The sequence below is a fragment of the Bacillus sp. 3a genome (assembly GCF_017161885.1).
In the GTDB taxonomy this organism is placed as follows: domain Bacteria; phylum Bacillota; class Bacilli; order Bacillales; family Bacillaceae; genus Bacillus; species Bacillus safensis.
The window spans coordinates 1,444,717-1,459,230 of the sequence record NZ_CP067376.1 but is presented as its reverse complement, the minus strand read 5'-3'; the positions used below and the strand labels follow the sequence as shown (position 1 = coordinate 1,459,230).

The 14,514-nt window shown below is 42.6% G+C and carries 14 protein-coding genes and 1 riboswitch; of the genes, 5 read left to right on the top strand and 9 right to left on the bottom strand.

The window, feature by feature from the left end; genetic code table 11:
• The first annotated feature begins 9 nt into the window (after positions 1–9).
• Positions 10–525, top strand: a complete 516-nt coding sequence (locus JJ692_RS07340; protein WP_024424907.1) for a gamma carbonic anhydrase — start codon at positions 10–12, stop codon at positions 523–525.
• Between the two features lie 142 nt (positions 526–667).
• Here JJ692_RS07340 and asnB read toward each other — a convergent pair whose 3' ends face one another.
• Together asnB and metK are read right to left on the bottom strand one after the other, a co-directional pair.
• Positions 668–2,566, bottom strand: coding sequence for an asparagine synthase (glutamine-hydrolyzing) (asnB, locus tag JJ692_RS07335; protein ID WP_024424908.1), 1,899 nt, complete (start codon positions 2,564–2,566; stop codon positions 668–670).
• Between the two features lie 148 nt (positions 2,567–2,714).
• Entirely contained in the window at positions 2,715–3,917 is a 1,203-nt protein-coding gene (metK, locus tag JJ692_RS07330) for a methionine adenosyltransferase (protein ID WP_024424909.1), read from the bottom strand.
• A gap of 195 nt (positions 3,918–4,112) precedes the next feature.
• Positions 4,113–4,247: riboswitch (SAM riboswitch) on the bottom strand.
• A gap of 226 nt (positions 4,248–4,473) precedes the next feature.
• On the opposite strand from metK, the gene pckA reads away from it, so the two are divergent.
• Complete coding sequence (pckA, locus tag JJ692_RS07325; protein WP_151863318.1) at positions 4,474–6,060, top strand: phosphoenolpyruvate carboxykinase (ATP); 1,587 nt, start codon at positions 4,474–4,476, stop codon at positions 6,058–6,060.
• A gap of 41 nt (positions 6,061–6,101) precedes the next feature.
• On the opposite strand, the gene JJ692_RS07320 is transcribed toward pckA, so the two are convergent.
• Genes JJ692_RS07320 through JJ692_RS07295 form a run of 6 tightly spaced genes read right to left on the bottom strand, consistent with a single transcriptional unit; the run spans position 6,102 to position 11,238 of the window.
• Entirely contained in the window at positions 6,102–6,344 is a 243-nt protein-coding gene (locus JJ692_RS07320; RefSeq protein ID WP_025092385.1) for a DUF2584 domain-containing protein, read from the bottom strand.
• Positions 6,345–6,383: 39 nt separating this feature from the next.
• Positions 6,384–7,178, bottom strand: coding sequence for an alpha/beta hydrolase family protein (locus JJ692_RS07315; RefSeq protein WP_073207099.1), 795 nt, complete (start codon positions 7,176–7,178; stop codon positions 6,384–6,386).
• Positions 7,179–7,204: 26 nt separating this feature from the next.
• Positions 7,205–8,686: a phytoene desaturase family protein gene (locus JJ692_RS07310; protein ID WP_073207102.1), complete on the bottom strand. Its 1,482-nt coding sequence runs from the start codon at positions 8,684–8,686 to the stop codon at positions 7,205–7,207.
• The gene (locus tag JJ692_RS07305) at positions 8,683–9,810 is read right to left on the bottom strand and encodes a glycosyltransferase family 2 protein (RefSeq protein WP_073207105.1); all 1,128 of its coding nucleotides are present in this window, start codon (positions 9,808–9,810) and stop codon (positions 8,683–8,685) included. Before JJ692_RS07305 ends, JJ692_RS07310 begins: the two co-directional genes overlap by 4 nt.
• Complete coding sequence (locus JJ692_RS07300) at positions 9,795–10,541, bottom strand: lysophospholipid acyltransferase family protein (RefSeq protein WP_073207109.1); 747 nt, start codon at positions 10,539–10,541, stop codon at positions 9,795–9,797. The genes JJ692_RS07305 and JJ692_RS07300 overlap by 16 nt, the downstream gene beginning before the upstream one ends.
• Entirely contained in the window at positions 10,510–11,238 is a 729-nt protein-coding gene (locus tag JJ692_RS07295; protein WP_073207112.1) for a carotenoid biosynthesis protein, read from the bottom strand. The genes JJ692_RS07300 and JJ692_RS07295 overlap by 32 nt, the downstream gene beginning before the upstream one ends.
• 174 nt (positions 11,239–11,412) lie before the next feature.
• Here JJ692_RS07295 and JJ692_RS07290 point away from each other — a divergent pair, with 174 nt between their 5' ends.
• The 3 genes from JJ692_RS07290 to JJ692_RS07280 are packed head-to-tail and all read left to right on the top strand — an operon-like array spanning position 11,413 to position 13,981.
• The gene (locus JJ692_RS07290; protein ID WP_024426224.1) at positions 11,413–12,414 is read left to right on the top strand and encodes an ABC transporter substrate-binding protein; all 1,002 of its coding nucleotides are present in this window, start codon (positions 11,413–11,415) and stop codon (positions 12,412–12,414) included.
• Between the two features lie 15 nt (positions 12,415–12,429).
• Positions 12,430–13,200, top strand: coding sequence for an ABC transporter ATP-binding protein (locus JJ692_RS07285; protein WP_024426225.1), 771 nt, complete (start codon positions 12,430–12,432; stop codon positions 13,198–13,200).
• A gap of 34 nt (positions 13,201–13,234) precedes the next feature.
• A complete protein-coding gene (locus JJ692_RS07280) occupies positions 13,235–13,981 on the top strand; it encodes an ABC transporter permease (RefSeq protein WP_370880888.1) in 747 nt (248 codons plus the stop codon).
• Between the two features lie 32 nt (positions 13,982–14,013).
• Here the strand turns inward: JJ692_RS07280 and ytkD are convergent, their stop codons facing one another.
• On the bottom strand, positions 14,014–14,490 hold the full coding sequence (gene ytkD, locus JJ692_RS07275; protein ID WP_185853787.1) for an RNA deprotection pyrophosphohydrolase: 477 nt from the start codon (positions 14,488–14,490) through the stop codon (positions 14,014–14,016).
• Between the last annotated feature and the right edge of the window lie 24 nt (positions 14,491–14,514).

The window sequence follows — 14,514 nt, the reverse complement described above, 5'->3', positions numbered from 1 at the left end:
GTCGAAAAAGTGATTTATCCATATCATCAGTTTACACCTGAGATTCATGAATCGGTCTTTGTCGCAGATAACGCCACCATTACCGGTGATGTCATAATTGGAGAATATTCGAGCGTGTGGTTTCAAACCGTCATCAGAGGCGATGTTGCACCTGTGAGAATTGGAAAGAACGTCAACATTCAAGATTTATCGTGCCTGCATCAAAGTCCTGGAAAAACACTTCTTATTGAAGATGGTGCTACCATTGGACACCAAGTCACATTACATAGCTCAATCATTCGAAAAAATGCCCTCATTGGCATGGGGTCTATCATTCTCGATGGTGCGGAGATTGGCGAAGGCGCCTTTATCGGTGCAGGAAGTCTTGTCCCTCAAGGAAAGGTCATTCCAAAAGGATCACTCGCTTTTGGCCGTCCAGCCAAAGTCGTTCGGCTGTTAACAGATGAAGATATCCAAGACATGGACCGAATCCGCAGAGAATATGTAGAAAAAGGACAATACTATCGTTCCCTTTTATCTCGTTAACATCATACGTGTATCTTCACTTTATCATGTTTTTTTTAGGATATTAAGCAATAACTATGAACCGCTAGTTATTTTACCCTTTTCCACCCCTTTCTATCATGACAAAAAAGGTTTTCAGCACAAAGCTGAAAACCTTTTTTCATTAACTGAAGATGACTTCTTTCGGTTGATGATTCAATTGCTCTGGATCAATACTGCGCTCGACATAAATGCTGTGCCAAATCATAAAGATCAGGACAGTCCAAATCTTACGGCTATGATCTGCTTTACCAGCACAATGTTCATTTAATAAATCAAGCACATACGCTTTATTAATATATTCGTCAGTTTGACTGTTTTTAATGATGTCTTTCGCCCAAGCGTTCATCTCATTTTTCAGCCAATGACGAATTGGAACAGGGAAGCCCAGCTTCTTGCGGTTTAACACATGGTCAGGCACAATGCCTTCTGCTGCTTTACGCAATAAATATTTCGTTGTGCCATCTTTTGTTTTCAGCTCTTCTGGAATTTTAGAAGCCGCTTCAAATACGACCTTATCAAGGAAAGGAACACGAAGCTCAAGAGAATTCGCCATTGTCATCTTATCTGCTTTCAGTAAAATGTCCCCGCGCATCCACGTATGAATATCAACATATTGCATTTTGTTAATATCACTGTAGCCTGCACTTTCCTCGAAGTATGTCTTCGTCACATCACGATACGTAATGTTCGGATCATACTGCTTTAAGAGGTTTTTCTTTACTGGCTCTTCAAAGATTTTCGCATTACCGATATAACGTTCCTCTAATGGTGTACAGCCGCGGACGATAAAGCTTTTTCCTTTCATTCCTTCTGGCATTAAGCGCGCCAGACGAAGAAGAAGCTTTTTCAGCATAGATGGAACAGATTCAAATGGTTTAAGAGAAAGCGGCTCACGGTAAATATTATATCCACCGAACAGCTCGTCTGCTCCCTCACCAGAAAGAACAACCGTCACTTGTTTCTTCGCTTCCTTTGCCACGAAGTACAATGGAATCGCCGCCGGATCAGCTAAAGGATCATCTAAATGCCAAACAATTTTCGGAAGCTCATTCATATATTCCTCAGGAGAAATCACCGCGCTGAAGTTTTGTAAGCCAAGCTTATCAGCCGTTTCCTTCGCTACATCAACTTCACTAAAGCCATCCTGCTGGAAACCAACAGAAAACGTCTTCAGCTCAGGATGAAATTCCTTTGCAACAGATACGATGAAAGAAGAATCGATACCACCTGATAGGAATGAACCAACAGGTACATCACTTCTCATATGAATTTTCACAGAATCATAGATTGCATCGCGGACTTCTTCAATCAGCTTTTGTTCTTGTGTTTGCTCAGGCTTGAATTGAACTTTCCAGTAAGTCTTAAATTCAATCTCCTGTCCTGGGCGTAAAGTAAACTGATGACCTGGCTCTACTTTGTGCACCTTTTGATCAAGTGTATTTGGCTCAGGTACGAACTGGAATGACATATATTGCTGTAAGGATGTCTCATCAAATAAAATGTTCTCGCTTACTGCCATCAAGCTTTTGCGTTCAGACGCAAAGTACACTTGCTCATCCATTTGTGTAAAATAAAGCGGTTTGATGCCAAAAGGATCTCTTGCGCCATATAATAATTGCGCTTCCTTATCCCAAATTAAAAATGCAAACATGCCGCGAAGCTTTGAAGCCGCTTCTTCTTTATAATGACGGTATGTGGCAAGAAGTACTTCCGTATCAGAATCTGTGCTGAACGTATAGCCTTTTTTCACAAGCTCTTCCTTCAGCTCCACATAGTTATAAATTTCTCCGTTGAAAATAATCCAATACTTTTCATCTTCATAAGAAAGCGGCTGCTTTCCGTGCTCAACATCTATAATACTTAAACGTCTAAATCCAAATCCTACATGCTCATCATGAAAGTAACCCTCATCATCCGGACCACGATGAACGATGAGACGATTCATTTGTTTAATTAGCTCTTCCTGTTCAGTAGTTTCGGACAATGGACGGTGATTAAATACACCAACAAACCCACACATATTATTGCCTCCACGTTATGTTATTTCTTAAAAGTAGACCTATAATTAGACAGTATTTTGTCCGATTTTGTTTCACATTTTTTCGCTTTTTGCATATTTTTTTTTAATCAAAAGGAAAACCGCTTAAAATAAGCGGTTTTTTATGTTGTTATTGTCCCAATGCTTCTTTGCGAAGTGTATCGGCTTTATCCGTTTTTTCCCAAGGAAGATCTAAGTCGTGACGGCCGAAATGCCCGTATGCAGCTGTTTGTTTGTAGATCGGACGGCGCAGGTCAAGCATTTTAATAATGCCAGCTGGACGAAGATCAAAGTTTGCACGAACCACTTCAATTAATTTTTCTTCAGAAGCTTTTCCTGTTCCGAATGTATCAATTGAAATCGATACAGGCTGTGCAACACCAATTGCATAAGCAAGCTGTACTTCACAAGAATCTGCAAGGCCGGCAGCTACGATGTTTTTCGCTACGTAACGTGCAGCGTATGCCGCAGAACGGTCAACCTTCGTTGCATCCTTACCTGAGAAAGCACCGCCGCCATGACGAGCGTATCCGCCATACGTATCAACGATGATTTTACGTCCAGTTAAACCAGCATCCCCTTGAGGTCCACCGATCACGAAACGGCCAGTTGGGTTAATAAAGTATTTTGTCTGTTCATCAATCAGTTCACTTGGAACGACAGGACTGATGACATGTTCTTTTAAGTCACTTTGAATTTGTTCAAGCGTCACTTCTGGTGCATGCTGCGTAGAAATAACCACTGTGTCAATACGAACTGGTTTGTTTTGCTCATCATATTCAACTGTGACTTGTGTTTTTCCGTCTGGACGAAGGTATGCAAGTGTTTCATTCTTGCGTACTTCTGTTAAACGGCGAGATAATTTATGCGCTAGTGAAATTGGCAGCGGCATGAGCTCTTCGGTTTCATTATTGGCAAAACCAAACATCAATCCTTGGTCACCTGCACCAATCGCATCAATTTCTTCTTCAGTCATTGTTCCTTCACGTGCTTCAAGCGCTTTGTCTACACCTTGCGCAATATCAGCAGACTGTTCATCAATTGATGTAAGTACCGCACATGTTTCCGCATCAAAACCATATTTCGCACGTGTGTAGCCAATTTCCTTAATTGTGTCACGCACCGTCTTTGGAATATCGACATAAGTAGACGTTGTAATTTCACCGCTTACTAATACGAGACCGGTTGTAACAGAAGTTTCACAGGCAACACGTGCATTTGGATCTTTCTTTAAAATTTCATCCAAAATGCTGTCTGAAATTTGGTCACAGATTTTATCTGGATGTCCTTCTGTCACTGATTCTGAAGTAAATAAACGACGATTTTGACTCATAATGGCTATTTCCTCCTGTACAAGACCACATCATCCCAAGATGAGGCCTCCAATATGATACGGAACTCGTTCCCTCTTATATTTGAAAACGTTTATATTAGAGATGTTATTGGCAATTTGTTCATATGATATCCCAAAAATAAAAAAACCATTTCCTTCATTGCGAGGAAAGGGTCTGAGATCGCATGCCTTTCACTCTTATCGCTCAAGGTGTTCTTGTACCTTGCATCAGGTTAGCACCTTGGTTTCTCAGCATTTTCATGCCTTTTTCATAAGAAACCGGTTGCTGGGCTTCATCGGGCCTGTCCCTCCACCAACTCGGGATAAGAGTATCCGTTCAATAAGATATCTTATCTTAAACCCTTGCGTCATGTCAATGCTTCATAAGAATTATCTCCCTCTTTTTTCTCCTCACCATTAGCATCACCAAAAAGCATATTTTCATAGCAGAAATGAAAAAACACACACAAAAATTTTTAAATAGTATAGACTATTATTATTAATGTGTTATACTAATCGAAACAAACAAATTCAACGGTAAAGGAAGGGTTTTTTTATGAACTCAGTGGATTTAAAAGAAGATTTGCAGTCATTGCTCTCATTAGAAAATACGCACCAAAATTTATCTGTTCCGAAACTTGTTGAAAAGATTTTGGCACGTAATGAAGGCGTTTTAACATCAACAGGAGCTGTCCGCGCCACAACTGGAGCCTATACAGGACGTTCGCCTAAAGATAAATTTATTGTCAAAGAAGAAAGCTCTGAACATAAAATCGATTGGGGTCAAGTCAACCAGCCGATCTCCAAAGAAGCATTTGACCGTTTATATACAAAGGTTGTGTCATACTTAAAAGAACGTGATGAACTATTCGTCTTTGAAGGGTTTGCAGGCGCTGATGAAAGATATCGTATGCCGATTACAGTTGTAAACGAATTCGCATGGCACAATCTTTTTGCCAAGCAGCTATTTATCAGACCTGACGGGTCAACACCTTCTTCAAACGAAAAACCTTTCACCATCTTATCTGCACCGCACTTTAAAGCAAATCCTGCAACAGATGGCACAAACTCTGAAACGTTTATCATCGTTTCTTTTGAAAAACGCACGATTCTTATCGGTGGAACAGAATATGCAGGAGAAATGAAAAAGTCCATTTTCTCTGTGATGAACTACCTGCTTCCTGAGCAAGACATTTTATCCATGCACTGCTCAGCAAACGTAGGTCAAGAAGGCGATGTGGCCCTATTCTTCGGACTTTCAGGTACTGGGAAAACGACGCTTTCTGCAAGCGCAAGCCGCAAGCTGATCGGAGACGATGAACACGGCTGGTCTGGCACAGGGGTCTTCAATATCGAGGGCGGATGCTATGCGAAATGTGTGAACTTAAGTGAAGAAAAAGAACCGCAGATCTACAAAGCGATCAGCTTCGGATCAGTTCTTGAGAACGTTGTGCTTGATGAAGAAACACGTGAAGCGGATTATGATGATACCTTCTTTACTGAAAATACACGCGCAGCTTACCCAATCGAAATGATTGATAACATCGTGAAACCAAGTATCGCAGGACACCCATCTGCCATTGTCTTCTTAACAGCTGATGCGTTTGGCGTCTTACCTCCAATCAGCCGTTTAACAAAAGAGCAGGCAATGTACCATTTCTTGAGCGGGTACACAAGTAAATTAGCGGGAACTGAGCGCGGTGTCACATCACCAGAAACGACATTCTCTACTTGCTTCGGTTCACCATTCCTTCCACTTCCAGCTCACGTCTATGCTGAAATGCTTGGCAAAAAGATTGATGAGCACGGTGCAAAAGTATTCCTTGTGAATACAGGCTGGACTGGCGGAGGCTACGGTACAGGCAAACGAATGAATCTCGCTCATACAAGAGCAATGGTGCAGGCAGCAATCGAAGGTGACCTTGACAATGCCGAGATGATTACTGATGACATCTTTGGCTTACACATCCCGCTTCATATTCCTGGTGTACCAGATGAAGTGCTTCAACCTGCTAAAACATGGGATGACCAAGAGGCTTATCAAGAAAAAGCACACTTCCTTGCCAATGAATTTAAAAAGAACTTCCAAAAATTCAGCCACGCGGCAAGTGACATTGAAGCCAAAGGCGGACCACTCGTATAACCAAATGAAAAAAGCTGAGGAGATTCAATCCCTCAGCTTTTTTAGTTGGTTGAATGCAATGACACAAGACGGTACGTCACCTTCGTGACATTGTCTGTCAGCTCCAGCTTTTCAACATGTGCTGTCCCAGTTTTTTCTCCGTCTTTCGTTTTGCGCACCTCAAGTGGAATATTTAACGGATAAATGCGGTATCCATCCTTCATGAGTTCAAATACATTTTCTTCAATTCTTGTCTCTTTTCCCTTTGTGACAATCATTGTATTAAATTCAACAGGCATTCCCATAATGAAAATCCCCCTACTTTCTATATTTCGTTATACTGCTTATTTTAACACATTTCCGCTTTTTCGGCTTTGCATCCATGTGGTCAGCCTTCTCACAATTTCTCGATTATGCTGCGGCGGGAAATAGTGGTTGTATCCGTGGAAATACCATGTTTCCACAGATTTCCCGTGCTGGCGCAGCGCATCTTCTAACAAATACGCATGCTCAATCGATACATTTTGATCTTCTTCTCCGTGGATGATAAGGACAGGTGCTTCAATTTTGTCCACATCATTTAAAGGGGTTCTGTTCTCATATGCCTCTGGCACCTTATGCGGCGGTCCGCCAATCACACGCTTCATCATCCGTCTCATATCCACACGCTCTTCATAAGTCAGTTTCATGTCACTGACGCCCCCCCATGTGACAAAGGAAGCCGCCTCCTGTTTCATTTCAACAGCGGTCCAAATGCCCATAATACCGCCTCGCGAAAAACCAAAGATATGAATGCGGTCCTTCTTCACTTTTTTGTGCTGTTTTAACAGCTGAAAGGCAGCAAACGCATCTTTTCGATCTTCTCCGGCAAAATCTTCGTTCCCTTCGCCTCCTTGGTTTCCTCGGTAAAATGGAGCAAAGACGACAAAGCCCTGCGCGGCAAATTGCACAATCCGGCCTGGTCTGACCATCCCTACATTTTTAATGCCGCCTCGTAAATACAAAAAGCCGTCGTAGAGACCTTCTCCGGCCGGCTCAGCGAGCAGCCCTTTCATCCGAAGTCCATCTGCCTCATAGGTCACTGTATATAAGTGAATATGCGGATGGGGCGACGGAAACCTTCTTTTTTCCACAATCACTCGATTTCTCTCCTTTTCATCTTTGATTACGTCCATTGCTTCAGCATCGCTTCTGCGACAAGCTGGCCTGATTTTGTCACCATCGGCGTGCCGCCGCCTGGATGACTTGTTCCTCCAACAAACCAAAGTCCTTCAATGTCCTTTGACTGATTATTGATGCGAAAGAACGCCTGTTTGAACGAGTTTGAAGACATGCCATAAATGGCTCCAAGATATGCCCCCGTTTTCTGCTGCAGATCGAGCGGGGTTTGAACCGCTTCATATTCAATAAGCTCATCCAAATCAAAAAGACCTTTTTCCATTAATTTGTTTTTTACATGCTGACGATATGTCTCCTTTAGCATGTCCCAATCTTGCTCTTTTGTCACATAAGGTGCATTGGCCAGTACAAACAGGTTGCTTCTTCCCGCTCCTCCGCTTAAAGCTGGTTCTGAATGGCCTGAATAGCATATGTAAAGTGTCGGGTCTTGAGGCAGTTGTTTTTTCTGAAAAATATCCTTGAATTCTTGCTCATAATCCTCAGGGAAAAACACATTGTGATGGACCAGCTGTTCATAGACTTTAGGTACCCCTAATAAGAGAACAAAGCCCGACAACGACGGTTCAATACCAGACAGTTTTTGATTTAAAAAACGAGGACGGTCTTTTTCATCTATGAGATGACGGTATACAGTCAGCGCATCTGCTCCTGCAATGACTTGATCTGCCTCATACATCTGCTGATCCGTCTCCACTCCTTTGATCCGCCGATCCTTCACATGAATCTTGTTCACTTGTTCATTCAGGTAAATCTGAACGCCTAATTCTTTTGCCAGTGTCTCAAATGCCTCAACTAAACGATATGTACCGCCTTGTATTCCATAAATCCCTTTCTCTCCTTCTAAATACGCCATCATATTAAAAATAGCCGGCGCCTCGTAGGGAGAAGAGCCAATATAAGTGGCATACCGTCCAAACATCGCCAATGTATGGGGATGACGGAAATATTGACGCAGCAGGCGCTGAACCGATGTGAATGGTTTGACAGCAAGAAATGCTTTCATCAGCTTTACATCCGCCTTATCCTTCCAGCTCAATAACAAACGATTTAAAAACTGCTCCTCTGCCTTTTGAAAAAGCATCTTTGATTCCTGCAAAAATGCACGGTATTGCTTCGCATCTTCAGGACTGAATGCAGCAATTTGTGATTCCATTTGCTCAATATTCGGCGTAAACTCGACCGTATGTCCATCTGGAAAAATATTTTTGGTCAGCGGAGAAATCGGATAAAAGGTCACATAATCCTCCATCCGTCTATGACAGGATGTAAACACTTCTTCAAAATAGGCCTTCATTGTAATGGTGCTCGGTCCTAAATCAAAAGAGTAGCCTGCCTCGTGATGGCGCTGCAATTTCCCCCCTAAAGCCGCTTCTTTTTCTAAAATGGTGACCTGAACCCCGCGTGACTGTAGACGAATCGCGGCTGATAATCCGCCAAGTCCGCCGCCGATGATGATCACTTTTTTCATTCGTACCTTCTCCCTTTCCATTCATACCCTTCTTTTTTCAGACCGATTTTCATAGAAGCAAAGCCAATGGCGATCAGGCTTAAAATACTGATCGGCAATAAAAAAGCCATCGCAGATGTCCGCCCATTTTCAGTATCAATTGCCGCTTTAATCGACACACCCAGCCCATAGCAAAGAATGGCTAAGCATATGCTCAAAACATCCAGCTGAAACAATGCGATCATGAAACAAATGACAGGAACCAAATAAAGGAGGGTGTATAAACAAAAGACACTGCTTAACAAAGCAATGCTTCGATTCACGCCCGGGAACAAATTTTTGCGGTAACCTTCCCAAACCTCTTGTCCACTTTCATACATTCTCATATACACAAATGGATGAATGCTTGCAAGTGTGAACGGAAAGCCTTTTTCCTTCACCCTTCTAGCCAAGGCCATATCATCAACGAGTGAATCCTTGATCGCTTCATGCCCGCCAATGTCGTGATAACAATTCTTTTCAATGGCAATAAAACCGCCATGTGCTGCGGCAAAAGCGGGGTTCTTAGATTTTCTTACCCATTTCACTGGCAGATGACAGCCAATGGTAAACATCATCATAGGAACGACAAGATGCTCAAAAAATGTACCTGTTTTTTGTTCTGGAAAACCTGACAGCATGCCCGTTTTTTGCATACATAACTGCTTGTATACTGATTCAACTGCCCCTTTTTTTAACCGGACATCCGCATCTAAAAATAACAGCCAGTCAGAATCTGCTGCCTCAGCGAGCTGAGAGCAGGCATATGATTTACCAAGCCAGCCCCGCTTTAATGGCTGACCTGACTGGACACGGATCCACGGATATATTTCTGCGAAGCGCTCCACTATCGCTCTTGTCTGATCTGTCGAATGGTCATCAAGGATGATGAGCTCTTTCGGGTAAAGACGTTGATCAACGATCGACTGAAGACAGGCTTCTATTCGTTTTTCCTCATTTCTCGCTGGAATCAGAATTGATAATGAAATAGGTTCACCCGGCGAAATGGATGCTGGCTTTAAAACAGGAAGCTGCTTCATATTCCATATGGTGAAAATAAACTGACAGAGCAAGAGTACACTGATTACGGTTAAGAAGACCGCCATGTTTTCACCCACTTTTTAAAGGAATCAAACGCATCACTTGTTGATTGACTTGTCCTCGTCATCTGTCTAAATTCTTGATTAGTTGAAAAATCAGGATCTGCGATGACCTGTGCTTGATGTGCATTTAGCTGCGTTTCAAGCAGATCTCTAAGCAGATGCGTCACGTCCTTGCTTCGAAGTTCTCCGCCACATACTAAGGTATCTTCACCAAACAAAGCAGATACTGTCGGCTTTTGAAATTGATTAAATGTATAATGCAAGGTCACAGGCTTCACCACAACTTGCTCAAATTGTCTCACTAAAAATGAAGCCCCGCCCTCCAATTCAAGCGGCCGCTTATCCTGATGCATGATTTTCCCCTGTGGGAAAAGCCATACAGCCCCGCCAGCCTGCATATTCTCTTTTGCCGTCATTAATGCTTGCTTCACACTTTTCAGATTCTTTTTCTGAACCGGAAAGGCACCAAGCTTTCGGAAAAAGGCATATTGCTTCAGCTGTTTCTCCTCCATCATCATATAATGATCGAGTTCGGACGCTTTTTCTGTTAAAAGAAAGATGATCAGTCCATCCCACCATGAGCTATGATTGGCGATATAAAGAACAGGCAGCTTCTCGTTTGGATCCACAGCGCCTTTCATCATCACGCAGCGGAAATGTTTATGAAGTAAATACCGCTCAAGATAAAGAGAAAATATACGTCTAAACGATCGGCTTTTGTCGCTTTCTTTCAAATTGAACCCTTCCTTCACACAAAATAACAATGATCAGTGCTAAATAAAAAATGACATCGAGCCCGCCCTTTAATGCCAGCACACCAAAAAAGAACACCATTGCTTGATAAATACGGCTCGTCCAGCTCAGAGCCTTTTGATCAATCTGAACAAGCGGGAAGAGAAAGGAAAGTCCTGCTCCAATCATACCCCAGCTCACAAAATTCTCAAAAGGAATACCATAAAAACCACCGCCGTCATACCACACCCAAAATTTCCGTTCAGCCGCTACTGGGTCTAATATGAGGTCAAGCAAGACAATCCATATTCCCGTTTCGACAGCTCGTTTCCATTTCGACTGCTGATTGGCTAAAAAAAGGCTGTTTAAAAACACACCAACCCATGCAAAAGCAATGGTTAAAGGCACCCCTGCCACTAGAAAACCTAACGTCGGATAATAGTCATAGGCCCCGAAAGGAAAACCGGTTGTGATCCCTATCCATTCAACCGTAAATGTCAGCACCCCGACAATAGCTGCCCTTTTGATCACAAACCCCCATGAACCATAAATATTTCGCCCAATTTCTATCACACACCAGGCATACAGCACAAGGAAAATGCCATTTGCAAACTGAAGCCATGCTGGCACTTCAAAAGAGACCATTAATATGAGTCCTACTAAATACCATCCAAGAAATACCCAACTCACTCTATACACGAAACCGCCCCTTTATTTCTTCCAAATTCAAGAAAGTATTCATGCTTCTAGTATAGAAAAAAAGACATGTTCTATAAATAAACAGTGCGCTTCTTATTTTCATCTAGGCACTCACCAAAAATCCCTTTTGACATACTTTAATTAGTGATCTAGAACAAAGGAGGCGAATTACTCTTGAATCGTTCCATCAAAGTCAGACTGGCATTCATCGTCGTTGTCCTGCTCTTTATTCCATTTGTCGCCTGTAAAAAAGAACAAGAGCAGACCGTACAAGTAGCCGAGGTGACCCATTCGGTTTTTTATGCTCCGCTATATGTTGCCTTATCTGAGGATTTCTTCAAAGAAGAAGGGCTAGAGGTTGAATTAAAAACGACTTGGGGCGGTGATAAAACGATGACAGCTCTCTTATCCGGCGGTGCAGATATCGCCCTGACCGGATCTGAATCCTCTATCTATGTAGAGGCTCAAGACACAAAAGACTCTGTCATCAACTTTGCACAGCTGACACAAACAGACGGTACATTTCTTGTTTCAAGGGAGAAAGTGAGCGAATTCTCTTGGGATCAATTAAAAGGAAAAGACTTTCTTGGACAGCGGAAAGGCGGCATGCCGCAAATGGTCGGTGAATATGTCCTGAAAAAGGAAGGCATTGATGTAAAAAAGGATCTCCGCATGATTCAAAATATTGATTTTGCCAACATTTCAGGTGCTTTCTCCTCTGGAACTGGCGATTTTGTGCAGTTATTCGAACCGACAGCATCCTTAATTGAAAAAGAAGGCAAAGGGTACATTACCGCCTCCTTTGGAGAGGCTTCCGGAAAGGTGCCGTATACCACCTTCATGGCAAAGAAGAGTTACTTAGAGGAAAACAAAGAAACAGCTGAAGCCTTCACTCGCGCCATTTACAAAGCGCAGAAATGGGTAGAAGCCAAGCAGCCGGAGGAGATTGCCAAAACCATTCAATCTCATTTTCCTGACACAGAACTTGATGTTTTATCAACTGCCATTAAACGCTACAAACAGCAGGACTCCTATGCAACAGATCCCCTTCTGAATGAAGAGGAATGGAACAAATTGCAAGAAATCATGAAGGAGAGCGATGAATTGCCGAAATTTATCCCGTACAAACAACTTGTCAATTCATCCATTGCAAAGAAGGTCACAGAACATAAATAGAATAGGAGGTAGCACATGTCTTTCCTTCAAATTGACCATGTGACCCACACGTACTTCTCTTTAAAAGAAAAAACAACGGCCATACAGCATATCAATATGGAGATAGACCAAGGAGAATTTATCTCATTTATTGGTCCCAGCGGCTGCGGAAAAACCACCCTGCTGTCTATCATTGCAGGAATAACGCCGCCCTCTGAAGGCCGAATTTTAATCGAAGGAAAAGAACCGAATCAAAAAGAGCATCAAATCGGCTACATGCTCCAGCAAGATTATTTGTTTCCTTGGAAAACCATCAAGGAAAATATCATTCTCGGGTTAAAAATTACCAAGCAAGATTCACATGAAGCCACCTCCGCCGCTCTTGGCTTACTGCCTAAGCTTGGCCTTCATGATGTAGAGGAAAAATACCCGAAGGAGCTGTCAGGCGGTATGAGGCAGCGTGCGGCTCTCGCCCGAACGCTTGCAGTGAATCCCGGTCTGCTTTTACTAGATGAACCCTTTTCAGCTCTAGACTATCAAACCAAACTCACTTTAGAGGATCTCGTCTTTCATACACTCAAAAACTATCAAAAAACAGCGGTCCTTGTGACACATGACATTGGCGAAGCCATTGCGATGAGTGACCGCATTTTCTTATTCTCTAAGCATCCTGGCTCAATCAAGAGGATTTTTACCGTTCCAGATGAACTGAGGACTCTTTCTCCTTTCGATGCCAGACAGACCCAGAGTTTCCAAGAGCTCTTTCAAACGATTTGGAAGGAGCTGAAAACAGTTGAAACACAGTGATCTTTTACATGAAGCCTATCGCAAAAAATACCGAATGGAAAAACGCATGACCCGAATCTATCAGTTCATTATTTTCGCCAGCTTCTTTTCGCTTTGGGAGCTTGCCAGTCATTTTCGTCTTATCGATCCACTGATATTTAGTTCACCATCAGCAGTCTGCCAATTGTTTGTACAAAAAATATCCGATGGGTCTTTAATGAATCATATGAGTATTACATTATTTGAAACGGTGCTCGGATTTCTACTTGGTACCTTTTGCGGCATTTTGCTCGCTGCCGCCTTATGGTGGTCCACCCGCCTGGCAAACGTTCTTGATCCTTATTTAGTCATTTTAAATGCCATGCCAAAAGTTGCCCTCGCTCCGATTTTAATTGTTGCCCTTGGGCCTGGCATGATCAGCATCGTTGCCATGGGCGCAATCATTAGTGTAATCATTACGACGATCGTCATCTATACAGCCTTTCAAGAGGTCGATGAGAATTATTTAAAGGTGATGAAAACCTTTGGTGCGAAAAAAAGCGTCGTCTTTCGCGAGGTCATTTTGCCAGCTAGTATTCCAACGATGATTTCTGCCATCAAGGTCAATGTCGGCCTTTCTTGGGTTGGGGTTATTGTAGGGGAATTTCTTGTTTCCTCAAAAGGGCTCGGCTACATGATCATTTACGGCTTTCAAGTCTTCAACTTTACACTCGTGTTCTTAAGTCTTTTCATTATTGCCGTGTTTGCGACCATCATGTACCAGCTTGTGGAATGGCTCGAACGCCGTTTTCTTCAAAAATAAAAAAGCACAGGGATTGTCACCCCTGCGCTTTTTTAAAGAATCAAACCGTTCTTTTCTAAATAAGCAAGACTTTGTCTTAACACATCATCTTTCATAATAAAACTGAAATTCTTATTTTTGGCGATGGATCTTGGCAAGTCTGCGAAAAGAACGGGTCCTTTCGTTTCAAAATACGTGTCTTGCTTCACTAGCTTTTCAATATCAGCGAAATAAATATTCTTGACAATGACCTTTTCTCTGCCCAGCACCTGATATTGACCAATATACGTTAATTCACGAACAACAGCACCCGTCTCTTCTTGAATCTCCCGTATAGCGGCTTGGTCTGCTTCTTCATCCGGCTCAACTTTCCCTCCTGGAAACTCATAGCCCCGATCCTCATGTTCAGTGAGCAGCCATTTCCCTTGGTAGCGGCAGATGGCCCAAACATGCTTAGGATGACTTGAAAAAGGCTTCTCCTCAAAAGAGAGCTTGACCGTATTATGATAATAGTCTTTAAATACATGCATGTGAAATCCCTCATATCCTGTCCT